This is a genomic window from Aeromonas rivipollensis (genome assembly GCF_010974825.1).
Classification (GTDB): Bacteria; Pseudomonadota; Gammaproteobacteria; order Enterobacterales; family Aeromonadaceae; genus Aeromonas; species Aeromonas rivipollensis.
The window spans coordinates 25,897-43,032 of the sequence record NZ_JAAILA010000022.1 but is presented as its reverse complement, the minus strand read 5'-3'; the positions used below and the strand labels follow the sequence as shown (position 1 = coordinate 43,032).

The window sequence follows — 17,136 nt, the reverse complement described above, 5'->3', positions numbered from 1 at the left end:
GCGATAGCCGTTGGCAAGGAGCGCCATGACTACTCTTCCCCGGGGCCAGGATGGCCCCCCCTCCCGCCTGCTGATCCACGCCGATGATCCGGGTCAGGCGAACCGCCTGGCCCTGCTGGTGAGCCACTACGGCCATCAGCCGAGGATACTCGACACCCGTCAGTTGCTGACCCCTATGGATCAGGGGGATGCCCTGCTGGTCAGTTGCCGCCAGTTCGGCGCCGAGGTGCGCCTCGGTCTCTCCCTCTGGCCCTGCTTGCCGCGCCTGCTGTTCTGCGAGCGGCTCGGGGGCGACACCCAGCTCGCCCTGTTGCAGCAGGGGGTGCTGCTGGTGCCCCACCCTTGTGGCGAGCGTGAGCCGGTGGAGCAGTGGCTGCGGCTCGCCCGCAGCCAGCTGGCCATGGTGCAGGCCCTGATGCAGACCGAGAGCGAGCTGCGCCAGAAGCTGGAGGAGCGGCGGCTCGTCGAGCAGGCCAAGGGGCGTCTGATGCGCCATCAGGGGCTGGACGAGGAGCAGGCCTACCGCCTGATGCGCAGCACCGCCATGAGCCGGCACCTGAGCCTGGGGGAGCTGGCGCGGCAACTGCTGCAGGCACTGCCCGCCTGAGCGCCCCGCTGGCAAACCGTTTTGGTGCAATTGCGCCTAATTGAGGCAAACGAGGGGAGAAACAGGGAGGAAAGAGGCGGGATAGGGCCAGTTTCTATGGATTAGCCAATTTGGCACGGAAAGTGAATTAGTCAACATACAAGGAGTGATGGTGCCCATGGGCCCGTCACTCGCAACAGGGCAAAGAGGCCTCACCGATCCCGGATCGGTGAGGTTTTTTTTTGGTCGCAACTCTGCAACGGCGCAGGGGAACGGCTGCCCATGACTGTGATGTGAGCGAGGAAGGCGAATGAACAAGAGACAAGGATGTACGGGCTTGCTGCTGGCGACGCTGTCGCTGCCGGTACTGGCGCTGGGGGCTCCGGAGCAGGAGGAGCTGAGGCTCGGCTTCATCAAGCTGACCGACATGGCGCCGCTGGCGGTGGCCTATGAGCGCGGTTATTTCGAGGACGAGGGGCTCTACGTGACCCTGGAAGCCCAGGCGAACTGGAAGATCTTGCTGGATCGGGTGATAGACGGCGAGCTGGACGGCGCCCAGATGCTGGCGGGCCAACCCCTGGCGGCCCACATCGGCATTGGCACCCAGGCCGAGCTGGTGACGGCTTTTGCCATGGATCTCAACGGCAACGCCATCACGGTGGCGAACAGCGTCTGGGCCGCCATGGCGCCCCAGCTGCCCAAGGCGAAGGCGGGCCAGGTGCCGCCCCCTGTGAGCGCCGCGACCCTCAAACCCGTGGTGGCCGAGTACCGCCAGGGGGGCAAGCCCTTCAACATGGGGATGGTGTTCCCCGTATCCCCCCACAACTACGAGCTCAGGTACTGGCTGGCGGCGGGCGGCCTGCACCCCGGCTTCTACGCGCCCAAGCTTGGCGACAACTCGGGCCAGCGTCAGGCTGACGTGCTGCTCTCGGTGACGCCGCCGCCCCAGATGCCCGCCACCCTGGAGGCGGGCACCATAGCCGGCTACAGCGTGGGGGAGCCCTGGAACCAGCAGGCGGTCGCCAGAGGCATAGGGGTGCCCGTTATCACGGACCTTGAGATCTGGCGCAACAACCCGGAGAAGGTGTTCGGCGTCACCCGGCAGTGGGCAGAGCGCCATCCCAACACCCATGTCCGGCTGGTGAAGGCGCTGCTGCGGGCGGCCTGGTGGCTGGATGCGGAGCAGAACGGCAACAGGCGCGAGGCGGCCAAGCTGCTGGCAAGGCCGGAGTACGTGGGGGCCGACGAGCAGGTGATTGCGAACTCAATGACCGGCACCTTCGAGTACGCCAAGGGGGACAAGCGTCAGCTGCCGGACTTCAACGTCTTCTTCCGCCACCACGCCACCTACCCCTACTACTCGGACGCCATCTGGTATCTGACCCAGATGCGGCGCTGGGGCCAGATCCCCGAGGCCAAGCCGGACGCCTGGTTCGAGCAGGTGGCCAAGGCCGTCTACCAGCCGGGCGTCTATCGCCAGGCCGCCGAGGCGCTGATCGCCGAGGGCAAACTCAAGGCCACCGACTTCCCGGATTTTGCCAGCGAGCAGGGCTATCGCGGCCCCCAGGATGGCTTCATCGACGGCCTGCTCTACGACGGCCGCCACCCCAACGCCTATCTGCATCAGTTTGCCATCGGCCTCAAGGGCGATGAGCGAGTGCAATGAGCAAGGAGAACCCAATGAACCGACACAAGTGGCCACTCATCCATTGGAAAGCCGTCAATTGGAAAGTCATGGTGCAGCCCCTGCTGGGCGTGCTGCTCTTCCTCGGCCTCTGGCAGTGGGGGGCTAGCCAGGTGCAGACCAGTCTGGGCACCCTGCCCGGGCCGCTCGCCACCGCCAGCCAGCTCTGGTCCCTGGGTCAGGATCACCTGGCCGAGCGGGAGAGGGCGAGTGCCTTCCTCGAGCGCCAGCAGGTGCGCAACGCTGCAAGGCTGGCGCAGGATCCGGCGGCCGAGGTGAAGCTGCGCCCCTACACAGGGCGTCCCACCTTCTTCGATCAGATTGCCACCAGCCTGCTCACAGTGTTGTGCGGCTTCGCTCTGGCGACCCTGATCGCCATCCCGTGCGGGGTGTTGCTCGGCATGAATCAGGGGCTCTATCGCGCCGCCAATCCGGTGATCCAGCTGCTCAAGCCGGTGTCCCCCCTGGCCTGGCTGCCCCTCATCACGCTGGTGGTGAGCGCCCTCTACGCCAGCCCTGCGCCCTGGCTCGCCAAGTCCTTCCTCACCTCGGCCCTGACGGTGACCCTCTGCTCCCTCTGGCCGACCCTGATCAACACGGCGGTGGGGGTGGCGGGGCTGGACAGGGATCTGCACAACGTAAGCCGGGTGCTGCGGCTCTCCTTTGTGACCCACGTGCGGCGCATAGTGCTGCCCGGGGCCCTGCCCATGATCTTCACCGGGTTGCGGTTGTCGCTCGGGGTGGCCTGGATGGTGCTGATCGCGGCCGAGATGCTGGCCCAGAACCCGGGGCTCGGCAAGTTCGTGTGGGACGAGTTCCAGAGCGGCGGCTCGGCCTCCCTGGCCCGGATCATGGTGGCGGTGATCACCATAGGCCTCATTGGCTGCGCCCTGGACAGGGGCATGCTGGCCCTGCAGCAGTGGCTCTCCTGGGACAAGCGCCAGGTGTTGCGTTAACAACAAATTCCATATTCAGGCAGGAGAAGAGCCAATGAAGAGTTATCTGGAGATAAGCGACGTCGGCATCTCGTTCGAGACGGAGCTGGGCAGCTTCGAGGCCCTCAGCCGGGTCAACCTGCGCATCGAGAAGGGGGAGTTCGTCTCCCTCATAGGTCACTCGGGCTGTGGCAAGAGCACAGTGCTCAACCTGGTGGCCGGGCTGCTGGAGCCGACCCTGGGCGGCATCATACTCGATGGCCGCGAGGTGGCGGGCCCAGGGCCCGAGCGGGCCATGGTGTTCCAGAACCACGCCCTGCTGCCCTGGCTCAGCGTCCAGCAGAACGTGGCGCTGGCGGTGGGGCAGGTTGAGCCGAACCGGCGGGCGGCTTCGGAGCGGGTGGACTACTACCTCTCCCTGGTGCAGATGGACCACGCCAGCCGGAAGATGCCCCACGAGCTGTCGGGGGGCATGAAACAGCGGGTCGGCATAGCCCGGGCGCTGTCGCTCTCCCCCAAGGTGCTGCTGATGGACGAGCCGTTCGGCGCCCTCGATGCCCTGACCCGGGCCCATCTGCAGGATGCCCTGATGGCGATCCAGGCTGAGCTTGGCAACACCGTCATCATGATCACCCACGACGTGGACGAGGCGGTGCTGCTCTCCGATCGCATCTGCATGATGACCAACGGCCCCAGTGCCACAGTCGGGGAGATCCTGACCGTGGACCTGCCAAGGCCCAGAGACAGGGTCGCCCTGGCGGACGACCCCCACTACCACAAGCTGCGCCAGCAGGTGCTGCGCTTCCTCTACGAGAAGCAGCGCAAGGTGACCCCCCTCAAGGCGGCCGAGAAAGTGCGCAGCAAGCTGCGTGCCTGAGCCCCAACGGATTCAAGGAAGAGAGATATGGCTGACAAAGAGCAACTGTGGGTGGTAGGCGACGGCATGGATCTTAACGATCGCCAGAGCGCCGGATCCCCCGAAAAGGCCGGTAAGCAGCGCCTGCTGGTGGTGGGCAATGGCATGGTGGGTCACCACTTTATCGAGCAGCTGGTGGCGGCCGGCGGGCTGGCGCGCTTCGAGGTGACGGTATTCGGGGCCGAGCCGGACTCCGCCTACGACAGGGTGCACCTCTCCGAGGTGTTCGGCGGCAAGGCCCCGGAGGCGCTGCGCATGGCGGATCCCGCCTGGTATGAGGCGCAGGGGGTCGAACTGCGGCTGGGGGCCGGGGTGGAGGTGCTCGACAGGGCCGCCCGCACCCTGACGCTGGCCAACGGCGAGCAGTTCCCTTACGACCGTCTGGTGCTGGCGACCGGCTCAGTGCCCTTCGTGCCCCCCATCCCCGGCCACCAGCGGGAGGGCTGCTTCGTCTACCGCACCCTGGGGGATCTCGCCGCCATCCGCGATGCCTGTGCCCAGGCCCGTAGCGGCGTGGTCATCGGCGGCGGCCTGCTGGGGCTGGAGGCGGCCAACGCCCTGCGGCTGCTCGGCCTCAAGACCCAGGTGGTGGAGTTCGCCCCCAGGCTGATGCCGGTGCAGCTCGACGAGAGTGGCGGCGCCGTGCTGCGGGACAAGATCCGCGCCCTCGGGGTCGAGGTGCTGGTGGAGAAGGCCACCGAGTGCATAGAGCAGGGGGAGCAGGCTCGCCATCGCCTGCGTTTCAAGGACGGCACTCATCTTGAGACCGACGTGCTGCTGTTCTCGGCGGGCATCCGCCCCGCCGACGCCCTGGCCCGCCAATCCGGGCTGGTGGTCGGGGAGCGCGGGGGCATCTGCATCGACGACGGCTGCCACAGCTCGGATCCCGCCATCCTCGCCATCGGCGAGTGCGCGCTCTGGCAGGGGCGCATCTTCGGCCTGGTGGCCCCCGGCTACCAGATGGCCCGGGCCGCCGTGGCCAGCCTGTGCGGCGGCGAGACCCGTTTTGTCGGGGCCGACATGTCCACCAAGCTCAAGCTGATGGGGGTGGATGTGGGATCCATCGGCGACGCCCACGCCAGCACCGCCGGGGCCCAGGAGCTGCTGCTGCTGGACAGGGTCAAGGGCATCTACAAGAAGCTGGTGACCGACGGTGAGGGGAGCCGGCTGCTCGGCGCCATCCTGGTGGGGGACGGAACCGATTATGAGCGGTTGCTGCAGTACTACCAGAACGGGGTGGCGCTGCCCCAGCCGCCGCTCTCCCTGCTGGTGGGGGAGGTGGGGGCTGCCCCCGCGCCCCTGGTGCTGCCGGACAGCGCCATCCTCTGCTCCTGCCACAACGTCAGCAAGGGGGAGGTGGTGGCCGCCGTTCGGGCGGGCAACCACGAGCTTTCGGCGGTCAAGAGCTGCACCAGGGCGGGCACCGGCTGCGGCGGCTGCGGCAACCTGCTCAAGCAGGTGGTGGAGCAGACCCTGAGCGAGATCGGGGTCGAGGCGGACAAGGGGCTGTGCGAGCACTTCGCCTACAGCCGCCAGGAGCTCTATCACCTGGCCCGGGTCGGCGAGCTGAAGAGCTTCGAGGCGCTGCGGGACAAGCACGGCCAGGGCCTTGGCTGCGACATCTGCAAGCCGACGGTGGCCTCCATACTGGCGTCCCTCTGGAACGAGCACGTGCTGGAGAAGCCCCACCGCGCTTTGCAAGACACCAACGACGCCTTCCTCGCCAACCTGCAAAAGGACGGCACCTATTCGGTGGTGCCGCGCATCCCGGGTGGGGAGATCACCCCGGACGGGCTCATTACCATAGGGGAGGTGGCGCGCAAGTACGGCCTCTACACCAAGATCACCGGCGGCCAGCGCATCGATCTCTTCGGTGCCCGGGTCGACCAACTGCCCGCCATCTGGGGCGAGCTGGTGGCGGCGGGCTTCGAGACTGGCCAGGCCTACGGCAAGTCGGTGCGCACCGTGAAGTCTTGTGTCGGCTCCACCTGGTGTCGCTACGGGGTGCAGGACTCCATGACCCTGACCCAGACCCTGGAGCACCGCTACAAGGGGCTGCGGGCCCCCCACAAGCTGAAGTTTGCGGTCTCCGGCTGCACCCGGGAGTGCGCCGAGGCCCAGAGCAAGGACATAGGCGTCATCGCCACCGAGCGGGGCTGGAACCTCTATGTTTGCGGCAACGGCGGCATGCGGCCGCGTCACGCCGATCTGTTTGCCACCGACCTCGACGAGCAGACCCTGATCCGCTACATAGACCGGTTGCTGATGTTCTACGTGCGCACCGGGGATCGGCTGCAGCGTACCTCGGTCTGGATGGAGGGCATGGAGGGGGGGCTCGACTACCTCAAGTCGGTGATCATCGAGGACAGGCTCGGCATAGGGGCCGAGCTGGAGGCCATGATGGAGGGGATAGTCGGTACCTGGCAGTGCGAGTGGAGGAGCACCTTGGCGGATCCGGACAAGCTCAAGCTGTTCGAGGCCTTCGTCAACCGGCCCGAGGACGAGACACCGCCCCGGCGGGAGGAGCGGGGCCAGTGGGTGCCGGATATCAGTATCAAGGAGGTGGTATGAAGGATTTCAAGGAAGGCACAGCGCACCCCGAGCATGGACAGTGGCATAGGGTGTGCGAGCTGTCCGCCCTGCCGGAGCAGGCCGGGCGCAGCGCCTGGCTGGACGGGCGGGTGCTGGCGCTGTTTCGCCTCGGGGGGCGGGTCTATGCCCTGGACGGGGTGGACCCTCTGGCCGGCGTCGCCGTGCTGGGGCGCGGCCTGGTGGGAGACGCCGGGGGCGAGCCCGTGGTCGCCTCCCCCCTCTACAAGCAGCGCTACGCCCTGATGGACGGCCGCTGTCTGGACGATCCGGCCCTGAGTGTCGCCTGCTGGCCGGTGCGGTTGGATGAGGGTGCTGTCTGGGTGCAATTGGGCTGAGCGGGTCGTGTATATCGTATTGAGGATCACCGGGCTTGCCCGGTGATGTTCTTGTTGCTGACCCGACATTACAAGCAGCGCTATGCCCTGATGGACGGTCGCTGTCTGGACTATCCGGCCCTGAGTGTCGCGCGGCTGGGCTGAGTGCGCCGCACATATCCCATGAAGGATCACCGGGCTTGCCCGGTGATGTTCTTGTTGCTGACCCGACATGACAAACAGCGCTACGCCCTGATGGACGGTCGCGGTCTGGACTATCCGGCCCTGAGTGTCCCGGTGATTTTTTGTGGCTGACCCGACATTTCTTGCACGAGAGGATGGCGGGAAAACGTTTTTCGGAAATAATAGACAAACGTTTGTAACTGGATGTTTGTCTATGACGGAACGTGAACAAGAGATCCTCGCCCTGCTGCGCCAGGATCCCATGATTGCCCAGCAGGAGCTGGCAGACAGGCTGGGTATCAGCCGCTCGGCGCTGGCGAGTCACATCTCCAGCCTGATGCGCCAGGGCTATGTGCAGGGGCGCGGCTATGTGCTGCGGGAAGGGCCCTACGCCGTGGTGATCGGCGGTGCCAACATGGACATCTGTGGCTGCAGCCACGACAACCTGCGCATCGGCGACTCCAACCCGGGCCGGGTCCGCACCTCCGCCGGCGGGGTGGGGCGCAACATAGCCGAGAACCTGGCGCGGCTCGGCACCGATACCCGGCTGCTGACGGCTGTGGGCAACGATCAGTACGGCCATCACCTGCTGGAGGTGAGCCAGCGCGCCGGCGTCGACGTGCGCCAGGCGCTGGTGCTGGAGGGGCAGGCGACCTCCTGCTACCTCAGCCTGCACGATGGCAGCGGCGAGATGAGCTGCGCCGTCAACGACATGGGCATCATAGACGAACTCACCCCGGCCCGGCTTACCCCGCTCAGCGGTTTCCTTGGCGCGGCCCGGCTCTGGGTGCTGGACACCAATCTCGCCACCCACACCCTGGACTGGCTGTTCGAGCGCCAGGGGGAGCACATCATCTTCGTCGACACCGTGTCGGTGGCCAAGGTGGAGAAGATCCGCCCCTGGCTGCACCGCATCCACACCCTCAAACCCAATCGCACCGAGGCGGAGCAGCTGTGCGGCTTCACCATCGGGGGGCCCGACACCTGGCCCATGGCGGCGGCCTGGTTCCACCGCGCCGGGGTGCAGCGGCTGTTCCTGAGCCTCGGGGATCAGGGGATTTTCTATAGCGACGGGGAGTGCCAGGGCCATCTGTCCGTGCTCGGCAGCCCCGTCGTCAACGTGACCGGCGGCGGCGATGCCTTCATGGCAGGGCTGGCCCACGCCTGGTTGCAGGAGCAGGGCATCATGGAGACGACCCGTTTCGCCCTCGGCTGCGCTGCCCTCACCGTCAATTGTTCCGATACCGTCTTTTCCGGCCTATCCAAGGCCGCCGTTGAACGCATGCTGGAGGAGTACCCATGTTGAACGCTTACCTCGATATCCAACCTGAAGTCGCCGCTGCCCTGGCCGCTGGCAAACCTGTCGTTGCCCTGGAGTCCACCATCATCTCCCACGGCATGCCCTATCCGCAGAACGTGGAGACGGCGCGCCAGGTAGAGCAGGTGGTGCGCGACAACGGCGCCGTGCCGGCCACCATCGCCATTCTGGATGGCCGCCTCAAGGTGGGTCTGGATGCGGGGGCGCTGGAGGCGCTGGGCAAGGCCGGTCACGCCGCCACCAAGTGCAGCCGCCGTGACATCCCCTTCGTGCTGGCGAACAAGGGGCTGGGGGCAACCACGGTTGCCTCCACCATGATCATCGCCGCCATGGCGGGGATCCGGGTGTTCGCCACCGGCGGCATCGGCGGCGTGCACCGCGGCGCCCAGGAGACCTTCGACATCTCGGCAGATCTGCAGGAGTTCGCCCAGACCCCGGTGGCCGTGGTCTGCGCCGGTGCCAAGTCCATCCTCGACATCGGCCTGACCCTGGAATATCTGGAAACCCAGGGGGTGCCCGTCATCGGTTATCAGACCGAGGAGCTGCCCGCCTTCTACACCCGCGAGAGCGGCTTCAAGGTGGATTACCGCCTCGACACCCCGGCGGCCATTGCCGAGGCGTTGCGCCTCAAGTGGGAGCTGGGACTGGCCGGTGGCGCCGTGGTCACCAACCCCATCCCGACCGAGTTTGCCATGCCCAAGGCCGACATAGACGCGGCCATTGCCCAGGCACTGCGTGAGGCGGACGAGCAGGGGGTCAAGGGCAAGGCATCCACCCCCTTCCTGCTGGCCCGGGTGTGCGAGCTGACCGGTGGCAACTCCCTGGCGGCCAACATCCAGCTGGTACTCAACAACGCCGCCCTGGGGGCAAAGATTGCCGCCAGCCTGTAAACATCTTTGTGATAGATGCAAAAGAGGGCCAATAGGCCCTCTTTTTATTGCGAAAATCGCTTACATAAAACCCTATTGCAGCACCTGGCGTCCGTTGAGAGGCTGGACGGGTCTGTTGTTGGGGTGGTGCATCACCGCCTTGAAGGCGTCGATCTGGGCCTGACTCACCTGCACCGGCTGCTTCATCACCAGCCAGCGCACTCCTTCCGAGCAGGGCGGTGTGGTCAGCGAGCCGCTGAAGCGGTAGTAGCCGCGCTGGGTGGGCAGCAGTTGCTCTGCCGAGAGCGGTACCTTGAGGGCGCGAGTTTCCCCGGCCTTGGCTGGCAGCGCCTGCCAGGCCTGGCTCAGGGCCGGGTTGGCGCGGCCCGCCTCGAACATCACCGCTACCACCGCCAGCTCCCCCTTGTCGTTGGCGTGCACCAGGTGCCCCTCCAGGGGGTAGGACCTGCCCTCGATGAGGTTTTCGCTGGGGGCGTGGAAGTGGAACTGCCTGAGTTCGAACGCCATACCGTCGAGTTGCAAGGTGCTGCCGGGGGCATAGTTGACCTGTACCGTGTGGCCATTGTTGACCAGCGTCTTGCCGCCTGGCAGGTAGTGGAACTGCAGCGGCGCCAGCTCGGCCTCCACCAGAGCCGTGAGGTTGACCGGCGACTGGTTGCTGCCGGCGCACTGGCCAAACTCCGGGGTCAGCCTTGCCCATTTCGCCGGGCCGGCCTCACCACTGTATTCCCAGTGCACAGTAGCGGCGAAGGCCGTGGGGCAGAGCAGCAGGGCGCCGGCCAGCAGGGACTTTCTCATCATATATCCTTATCTTGATTGAAAAGCACAACCATTCGCCTCCTTGATTTAGTGAAGGAATAACAAATGGCATCGTCTGAAATAAGGGGAACAGCGGTTCAGACCGGCTTCTTTATTATTGGTGGCGACAACGGCTCATATTTATGATGCATATTAAATGGATCTAATTAACGGGCGGTCGCCACTGCATATTGAATAATCGCTTTATTCAATGACAGCAATCTAATTAATAGGCTGTCGTTGCTGATGAATTAGCTCATAATTCACGCATCGAAATTCAGCTTGTTTTTACCTCGCAAGTCCCCGCCGTTACTCCGCCTGAAATAAATCAATGCATTGTTTTTATTGTGGTTTTTTGTAACCTATATTGATCTTGGGCAAATAAAAGAGAACCTTTCCCGGGCAGGCTGAGGCTGCGATTGTTCGCAGACTCAAGGGAGAGAAAAAAGATGAATAAATATTGTCTGCTGCTGGCACTGGCCTTGCCCGGGATGGGGTGGGCGAGTGAGCCGATACAAGCGGTCGAGGCCGCCAAGGTGAAAGACCCGGCGAAAGTCGAGCTGGGCAAGATGCTGTTCTTCGAGCCCAGACTGTCAAAATCCAATGCCATCTCCTGCAACTCCTGCCACAACCTGGCAACCGGCGGGGTGGATAATCAGGTTAGCTCCCTCGGCCACAAGTGGAAGGAGGGGCCGATCAACTCCCCGACCGTGCTCAACTCCAGCCTCAACTTCGTGCAGTTCTGGGATGGTCGCGCCAAGGATCTGAAGGAGCAGGCGGCCGGGCCCATCGAGAACCCGCTTGAGATGGCCTTCACCCACAAGCTGGCGGTGGGCACCCTGCATACCCTGCCCGAGTACCGCGCCCGCTTCGATGCTGTCTATGGCAAGGCGGACTTCGGCATAGATGAAGTCACCGATGCCATCGCCGCCTTCGAGGAGACCCTGATCACCCCCAATGCCCCCTTCGATCGCTGGCTGAAGGGGGACGGCAAGGCGCTGACGGCGCAGCAACTGAAGGGCTATCAGCTGTTCAAGGAGAAGGGCTGCACCGCCTGCCACAACGGGGTCGCCATAGGTGGCAACACCTTCCAGAAGATGGGGCTGGTCAAGCACTACCAGACCGACAACCCGGCCCAGGGGCGCGGCGCGGTGACCGGCGAGCCGCAGCTCATCGGCTGGTTCAAGGTGCCCACCCTGCGCAACATAGAACTGACCTACCCCTACTTCCACGACGGCGCCGTCTGGGATCTCAAGGAGGCGGTGCAGATCATGGCGGACATCCAGCTCGGCCAGCGCCTGAGCGAGCAGGAGGCCGACGACATGACCGCCTACCTCGAGAGCCTGACCGGGGAGCAGCCGCAGATAGTGCTGCCCATACTGCCGCCGTCCCGGCCCGATACCCCCAGGCCTGAGGTGAAGAGCTGAGCGGAATGAGGAGAGTGGCGGAGCCGGTGGCTCCGCTTGTTGTCTACCTATCTATCTGATAACCAAGTCAAAGTGCCGTTCCTGTCACAGCGAGAACGGGATGGCAATCCCCCAGCTGGCGACAGGGATTTCACCGATCTGCCGCCCCCCTCACATTTCCGGATTGCTCGCTATTTGTGCGATTGCCTTGCTCATCCGACCTGGTGTCAAATCACTCCGCCTAACACAAGGAGTGGCATAATAATGAATAATATCAATAAATTGGTTCTGGCTATCGGATTTGCTCTCACCACTTTCCCGACCCTGGCGGCGGGCTTTCAGTGCAAGGATCACGTCACCCTGGGGGTGCCAGGTCAATCCAGTCAGCTGTTGTGCCGGGAGGGCTATGCCGCCGGTTACAACTACGACACCAAGGTCTCTGACTGGGTCTCTTACCGGATGACGGCGGCCAGCGCCCAGGGGCAGGTGCCGCGCAAAGATGCCTTCGCCGAAGACAAGGAAGTGCCGGTGCAGTACCGCGCCACCCTGGCGGACTACAAGGGCTCGGGCTTTGATCGCGGCCATCAGGCGCCCGCGGCGGACATGCGCACCAGCGCCACCACCATGAAGCAGAGCTTCCTGCTGACCAACATGACGCCGCAGTTGCCGGCCCTCAATCAGGGGGCCTGGCGCATCCTGGAAGAGAAGACCCGGCAGTGGGCCATCGCCTATGAGAATGTCCAGGTGATCACCGGCCCCATCTTCACCAACTCCGATGGCGCCATCGGCAACGGTGTGACTGTGCCCCACGCCTATTACAGGGTGGTGATGGATGTAGCCAATCAGGAAGCCATCGCCTTCATCCTGCCCCAGGAGAATGTGTCGGCCAGCCGGCTTGCGGACTACATAGTGACTGTGGATGCGGTGGAGGAGCAGACCGGGCTCGATTTCTTCACCGCGCTGCCGGATGAGCCGGAAGAGGCCATGGAATCCCAGCTGATGACCATGTGGGGCAACTAGTCTCCCCAGGGGTGATGACGGGGGCCTGAATCCCCGCCATCACAGGTCTGGCGCCTGAGGTGCCATCATCGGCATGAGCCTCGCCTGGCTATTGCCTTGCCCCCTGGTACAGCTCCAGTACAGCTTGGGTTTGGTTATGGACCCTTATCATGCCCCTTTTTTCAGGAGGCATAATGTCAGCTCTGTTTTCTCTTCATCTCTCATCCCCCTTTACCCGCGCCTTGCGCATCCTGGTGCCGATGGCGCTGCTCGGCGGGGTTGTGTCCCCGGCCATGGCCGATGATGAATTTCTGCTGGGCAAGACCATGCTGCTGGGGGTGGGCGACCATGCTGCCATCATTCCCGTCATCATCTGTCGTCCGGCCAAGTCCATCATGGTCAAGGCGGGGCGGGAGCTGACTCTGGACAGGGTCAAGGTGATCTACGGCAATGACCGCAGCAAGACACTGCACTTTGACAAGACGCTGAAGGAGGATCAGGAGTCCGGCTGGAAGTCCCTCGGCAGCCGGGTCTGCATCAAGCGGATCGAGGTTTATGGCAATTCGGAAGGGAGCAAGGCGGGGGTCAAGGTGTACGGCCGCAAATAAGAGAGGAACGGGGGCTTAACATCCCCCGTCCACTTAGCTATTTCCTGGGGCGGAATGGCTTGATGACGGCTTCATCGCACTCGAGATAGGGCCCGTCCATCAGGTCGATGCAGTAGGGAATGGCAGGGAAGACCGCATCCAGGCACTCGCGGATGGACTTGGGCTTGCCCGGCAGGTTGACTATGAGGGAGCTGCCGCGCAGGCCTGCAGTCTGGCGTGACAAAATGGCGGTGGGCACGAACTTGAGTGACTCGGCCCGCATCAGCTCGCCAAAGCCCGGCATCATGCGATCGCACACGGCTTCGGTGGCTTCCGGTGTCACATCCCGCTTGGCCGGCCCTGTGCCGCCCGTGGTGACGATGAGGCAGCATGACTCCTCATCCGCCAGCCGAACCAGGGTCGCCTCAATCTGATCCTGCTCATCCGGGATCACCTGATAGACGGGTTCCCACTCCGAGGTCAGATAGGCGTCAAGGGTGTCGATGATGGCCTTGCCGGAGAGATCTTCATAGATGCCCGCGCTGGCGCGATCGCTGACGGTGACTATACCGATTCTTGCCTTGCTCATGCTCAACCCTTGGTCATTGGAAAAAGTGGTAAATAAAATAACATAATCAGTGAGATATGTTAAACCACCGGCTTGGGTGCGACATGGCAAGGTCTAAATTGAGAGTCGAACGAAAAGCAGATCTATTCGCTATCGATGAATAGGGAATAAGAAGAGCCATAAAAGCCTTTAAAATTTATAAAAAAAGTGACGCATGGGGCATCACTATAATTTCATGAATCCTAAAGAATTAATCTTTCCTCTCGCCCAATATCCGCCCACTGGATGAAAAAGCGGACTCCTGTGACTCGGAGCCGACAGACCCAAAATCCCCACCATCTTATATAACCTTTCTATGGACAGCGAAATGATGTGCCGGGCGTGGTCGCACTTGGATGTGGGAGGAGTCTGGCCAGGAGGGGATATGGAGCTGCCAGATTTTGATACGCTCAAACACTGGGCCCTGGCCGAGCCGGAGCGGCTCGATGCCTTGTTGCACCAGCAGATAGAGGCCCTGATAGCGCAGGTGGGGCCGGATCGGCAGCGGCGGTTGCGGGGCCTGCAGTTTCGCATCGATTGCCAGCGCCGTCTGGCCAGGAACAATCTCGACAGCTGCATCCGGATTGCCAACATGATGCACGACTCCGTGTATGCCATGCGCCGCCACATCATCCAGTTGCAGGAGACGTCTCTGGCGCAAGCCGAAGAGAGGCTGCCGCCAGACAATGTGATAGTGCTGGCGGATCATCCGAGGAATAAATAATTTATTGGCCGCCACCCTGCTCCGCTATTTTCAATATTTTCTTCAGCGAAAACCACCCAATGTTAATAAACAGGGTGGTTTGTTTTTTATTTGCTGCAAATTCACATTGCACACTCATTTAATAACATGGCGGCCCGCTAAATCCGCAGATATGGATGAAGGAATATAACGCTTGGGGTAATATCTCGGCACATTTCATCTTGCTACGACTCTAAGGGATTATGAGAAGTATCACACCAAGAAGGGTGCTGTCGCGGGAGCAACAGACAGAGATCACCCGGATCATCGTCAAGGTGGGTCAGTTGCTGGCCCAGCATGGTGCCGAGGGGCGCATCATAGAGCAGACCACGGTCCGGCTCGGGTTGGCGCTGGGGCTGGAGAGCGTCGAGATGGCCATCTCCGCCAGTGCCATAGTGCTCACCAGCCTCTATCAGGGGAGTTGCGTCACCACCACCCGCCGGGTGCGGGATCAGGGGATCAACATGCAGGTGGTGTGCGAGGTCCAGCGCATCTGCATCCTGGCGGAGAAGGAGCTGATCGGTGTGCGGGAGGTGCGCCAGCGGCTCGACGGCATAGTGCCATTCCATTATCACCCCTGGCTGGTGGTGCCCATGGTGGGGCTCTCCTGCGGCGCCTTCAGTCTGCTGTTCGGCGGCGACTGGCCCATCTTCCTGGTGACCTTCATCGCCGCTGCGGTGGCGATGCGAGTGCGCCAGCTGATGGCTCGCCATCACCACAGTCCGCTCATCAACTTCGCCGCGACCGGCTTCGTCGCCACCCTGATCGCCTCCTGCGCCACCTACTTCCAGTGGGGAGACCAACCCTATCTCGCCATGGCGGCCAGCGTCTTGCTGCTGGTGCCGGGTTTTCCGCTCATCAATGCGGTTTCCGACATGGTGAAGGGCTACTTCAACCTGGGGTTGGCCCGTTGGGGCATGGCGACCCTGCTCACCATCAGCGCCGTTATCGGCATAGTGCTGGCCATGTCGGTCACCGGGATCTGGGGCTGGAAACTGTGGTGGAACTCCATATGAGATGCAATGACGCTATCCGCGCTAGAAGCGGGACAATAGCGCGCCGTTTCGGTGCCATTAGTGTGAGTGTTGGGCCAGGGCCTCGTCTGGTGGTCTTGGCGGGAGGGACGCGGCCATGATGGAACTGCTCTTGCTGCTCGCCAGGGATGCGTTCTGGTCTGCCATACCGGCGGTCGGCTTCGCCATGTTGTTCAACGTGCCGCCTAGGATGCTGAAGTATTGCGCCATGGGAGGTGCCCTGGCCCACAGCCTGCGCACCCTGCTCATTCATTACGGCATGCCCATAGAGTGGGCCACCCTGGCGGCGTCTACTACGGTGGGCTTTGTCTGCGTCTACTGGTCGAAGCGCCTGCTGGCACCGCGTCCCGTGTTCAGCGTTGCCTCCATCATCCCCATGATCCCGGGTGTCTATGCGTTCAAGACCATGATTGCCGTGGTGGAGCTCAACATCTCGGGGGTGACCACGGAGCTTATCCATCACGCCGTGACCAACGGCCTCAAGGTGCTCTTTATCGTGGGGGCCCTCAGTTTCGGTTTGGCGATCCCCTCTTTGGTCGTGTACCGTAACCGGCCCATTATCTGAGACTGGCTGCAAGAGGCTGAACCCATGCACATTTCCATGATTGCCGCCATGGCGCACGATCGCGTGATTGGCCTGGACAACCAGATGCCCTGGCATCTGCCCGCCGATCTGGCCCACTTCAAGCGGGTGACGCTCGGCAAGCCGGTGCTGATGGGGCGCAAGACCTTCGAGTCCATAGGTCGCCCGCTGCCCGGACGCCGCAACCTGGTGATCAGCCGCAACCCTGACTATTGCGCAGAAGGGGTGGAGGTGGTCGATTCGGTCGAGGCCGCGCTCACCTTGTTGGCAAGGGGCGAGAAAGTGGATGAACTGATGGTGATAGGGGGGGGGCATCTCTATGGCCAGCTGCTGCCCCGGGCCGACAGGCTCTATCTGACCCGGATCGATCTGGCGGTGGCAGGGGATACCCGCTTCCCCGCCTTCGATGAGGGGGACTGGGTGCGCACCGAGAGCGATCCCCATCAGCCCGACGAGAAGAACCCTCATCCTTACTGCTTCGAAACCTGGCAGCGACGCTAATCCCTCCCGTCAGCAAGGCCCCTCCACTGCGAGGGGCTTTTTTTTTCGACTTCGCCGCCGCGCTCCGCATAGGCCCCTTTCCTGCTCAATCCTCCCCTAAATCGCCCCCCCTTCACAGGGATTAAATATGATTAATGTTGTAATTGTTTTGTGGGTCTTGATGAAAGGGGGCCTCAGTCCGGGGGAGGACCCTCATTTATGCTCCTCACCCCCTTGATTCTACTCATGATATGGATAATAAACGGACTATTTATGCAGCTACCTCATATTTTTCCGATCCATTTCGGTCATCTGTTGAATTTTTGTTGCCTTAAATAAGTTATAAAAATCAGTTATTTATGTCACAACTTGTTTTAGTGGACTCTTATGGTTCTTTTGTTGTTTGGCTTAATTGTTTAGTGTTGAAAGTAATTGGTGCGCGTTCGGCAGCAGGAACAGCAAGATGCCGGCCATAAAAAAAG

General features: G+C 62.8%; 17 protein-coding genes. 15 read left to right on the top strand and 2 right to left on the bottom strand.

Features of this window, described 5'->3' with window-relative positions:
- Positions 1-25: 25 nt before the first annotated feature.
- From G4923_RS13680 to G4923_RS13645, 8 genes are all read left to right on the top strand, one after another.
- A complete protein-coding gene (locus G4923_RS13680) occupies positions 26-607 on the top strand; it encodes an ANTAR domain-containing response regulator (RefSeq protein ID WP_163137396.1) in 582 nt (193 codons plus the stop codon).
- Between the two features lie 289 nt (positions 608-896).
- Positions 897-2,252 (top strand): CmpA/NrtA family ABC transporter substrate-binding protein, encoded by a 1,356-nt coding sequence (locus tag G4923_RS13675; protein ID WP_163137395.1) that lies wholly within the window; start codon positions 897-899, stop codon positions 2,250-2,252.
- 14 nt (positions 2,253-2,266) lie between these two features.
- On the top strand, positions 2,267-3,226 hold the full coding sequence (locus G4923_RS13670) for an ABC transporter permease (protein ID WP_163137394.1): 960 nt from the start codon (positions 2,267-2,269) through the stop codon (positions 3,224-3,226).
- A gap of 34 nt (positions 3,227-3,260) precedes the next feature.
- The gene (locus tag G4923_RS13665) at positions 3,261-4,082 is read left to right on the top strand and encodes an ABC transporter ATP-binding protein (RefSeq protein ID WP_163137393.1); all 822 of its coding nucleotides are present in this window, start codon (positions 3,261-3,263) and stop codon (positions 4,080-4,082) included.
- Between the two features lie 27 nt (positions 4,083-4,109).
- Positions 4,110-6,692, top strand: a complete 2,583-nt coding sequence (nirB, locus tag G4923_RS13660; protein WP_163137392.1) for a nitrite reductase large subunit NirB — start codon at positions 4,110-4,112, stop codon at positions 6,690-6,692.
- Positions 6,689-7,048 (top strand): nitrite reductase small subunit NirD, encoded by a 360-nt coding sequence (gene nirD, locus G4923_RS13655; RefSeq protein WP_163137391.1) that lies wholly within the window; start codon positions 6,689-6,691, stop codon positions 7,046-7,048. The genes nirB and nirD overlap by 4 nt, the downstream gene beginning before the upstream one ends.
- Before the next feature lie 376 nt (positions 7,049-7,424).
- Positions 7,425-8,516 carry a PfkB family carbohydrate kinase gene (locus G4923_RS13650; protein ID WP_163137390.1) on the top strand — a complete coding sequence of 364 codons (1,092 nt, stop codon included), beginning with the start codon at positions 7,425-7,427 and terminating at the stop codon, positions 8,514-8,516.
- Positions 8,510-9,418, top strand: coding sequence for a pseudouridine-5'-phosphate glycosidase (locus tag G4923_RS13645; protein WP_163137389.1), 909 nt, complete (start codon positions 8,510-8,512; stop codon positions 9,416-9,418). Before G4923_RS13650 ends, G4923_RS13645 begins: the two co-directional genes overlap by 7 nt.
- 72 nt (positions 9,419-9,490) lie before the next feature.
- Here G4923_RS13645 and G4923_RS13640 read toward each other — a convergent pair whose 3' ends face one another.
- Complete coding sequence (locus tag G4923_RS13640; protein WP_163137388.1) at positions 9,491-10,216, bottom strand: carbonic anhydrase; 726 nt, start codon at positions 10,214-10,216, stop codon at positions 9,491-9,493.
- 449 nt (positions 10,217-10,665) lie between these two features.
- Here G4923_RS13640 and G4923_RS13635 point away from each other — a divergent pair, with 449 nt between their 5' ends.
- From G4923_RS13635 to G4923_RS13625, 3 genes are all read left to right on the top strand, one after another.
- Positions 10,666-11,643 carry a cytochrome-c peroxidase gene (locus G4923_RS13635; protein ID WP_163137387.1) on the top strand — a complete coding sequence of 326 codons (978 nt, stop codon included), beginning with the start codon at positions 10,666-10,668 and terminating at the stop codon, positions 11,641-11,643.
- 243 nt (positions 11,644-11,886) lie between these two features.
- A complete protein-coding gene (locus tag G4923_RS13630) occupies positions 11,887-12,642 on the top strand; it encodes a DNA/RNA non-specific endonuclease (protein WP_163137386.1) in 756 nt (251 codons plus the stop codon).
- Between the two features lie 239 nt (positions 12,643-12,881).
- Positions 12,882-13,229 (top strand): DUF2541 family protein, encoded by a 348-nt coding sequence (locus G4923_RS13625; RefSeq protein ID WP_240455345.1) that lies wholly within the window; start codon positions 12,882-12,884, stop codon positions 13,227-13,229.
- Positions 13,230-13,266: 37 nt separating this feature from the next.
- Here the strand turns inward: G4923_RS13625 and mog are convergent, their stop codons facing one another.
- Positions 13,267-13,797 carry a molybdopterin adenylyltransferase gene (gene mog / locus G4923_RS13620; RefSeq protein WP_163137384.1) on the bottom strand — a complete coding sequence of 177 codons (531 nt, stop codon included), beginning with the start codon at positions 13,795-13,797 and terminating at the stop codon, positions 13,267-13,269.
- Positions 13,798-14,200: 403 nt separating this feature from the next.
- Here mog and G4923_RS13615 point away from each other — a divergent pair, with 403 nt between their 5' ends.
- From G4923_RS13615 to folA, 4 genes are all read left to right on the top strand, one after another.
- On the top strand, positions 14,201-14,539 hold the full coding sequence (locus G4923_RS13615) for a DUF3135 domain-containing protein (protein WP_163137383.1): 339 nt from the start codon (positions 14,201-14,203) through the stop codon (positions 14,537-14,539).
- A 221-nt stretch (positions 14,540-14,760) separates the two neighbouring features.
- Positions 14,761-15,573, top strand: coding sequence for a threonine/serine exporter family protein (locus G4923_RS13610; RefSeq protein WP_106887672.1), 813 nt, complete (start codon positions 14,761-14,763; stop codon positions 15,571-15,573).
- Between the two features lie 115 nt (positions 15,574-15,688).
- Positions 15,689-16,156, top strand: a complete 468-nt coding sequence (locus G4923_RS13605) for a threonine/serine exporter family protein (protein WP_163137382.1) — start codon at positions 15,689-15,691, stop codon at positions 16,154-16,156.
- A 24-nt stretch (positions 16,157-16,180) separates the two neighbouring features.
- Positions 16,181-16,675: a type 3 dihydrofolate reductase gene (gene folA / locus G4923_RS13600; protein ID WP_106887670.1), complete on the top strand. Its 495-nt coding sequence runs from the start codon at positions 16,181-16,183 to the stop codon at positions 16,673-16,675.
- Positions 16,676-17,136: the final 461 nt, after the last annotated feature.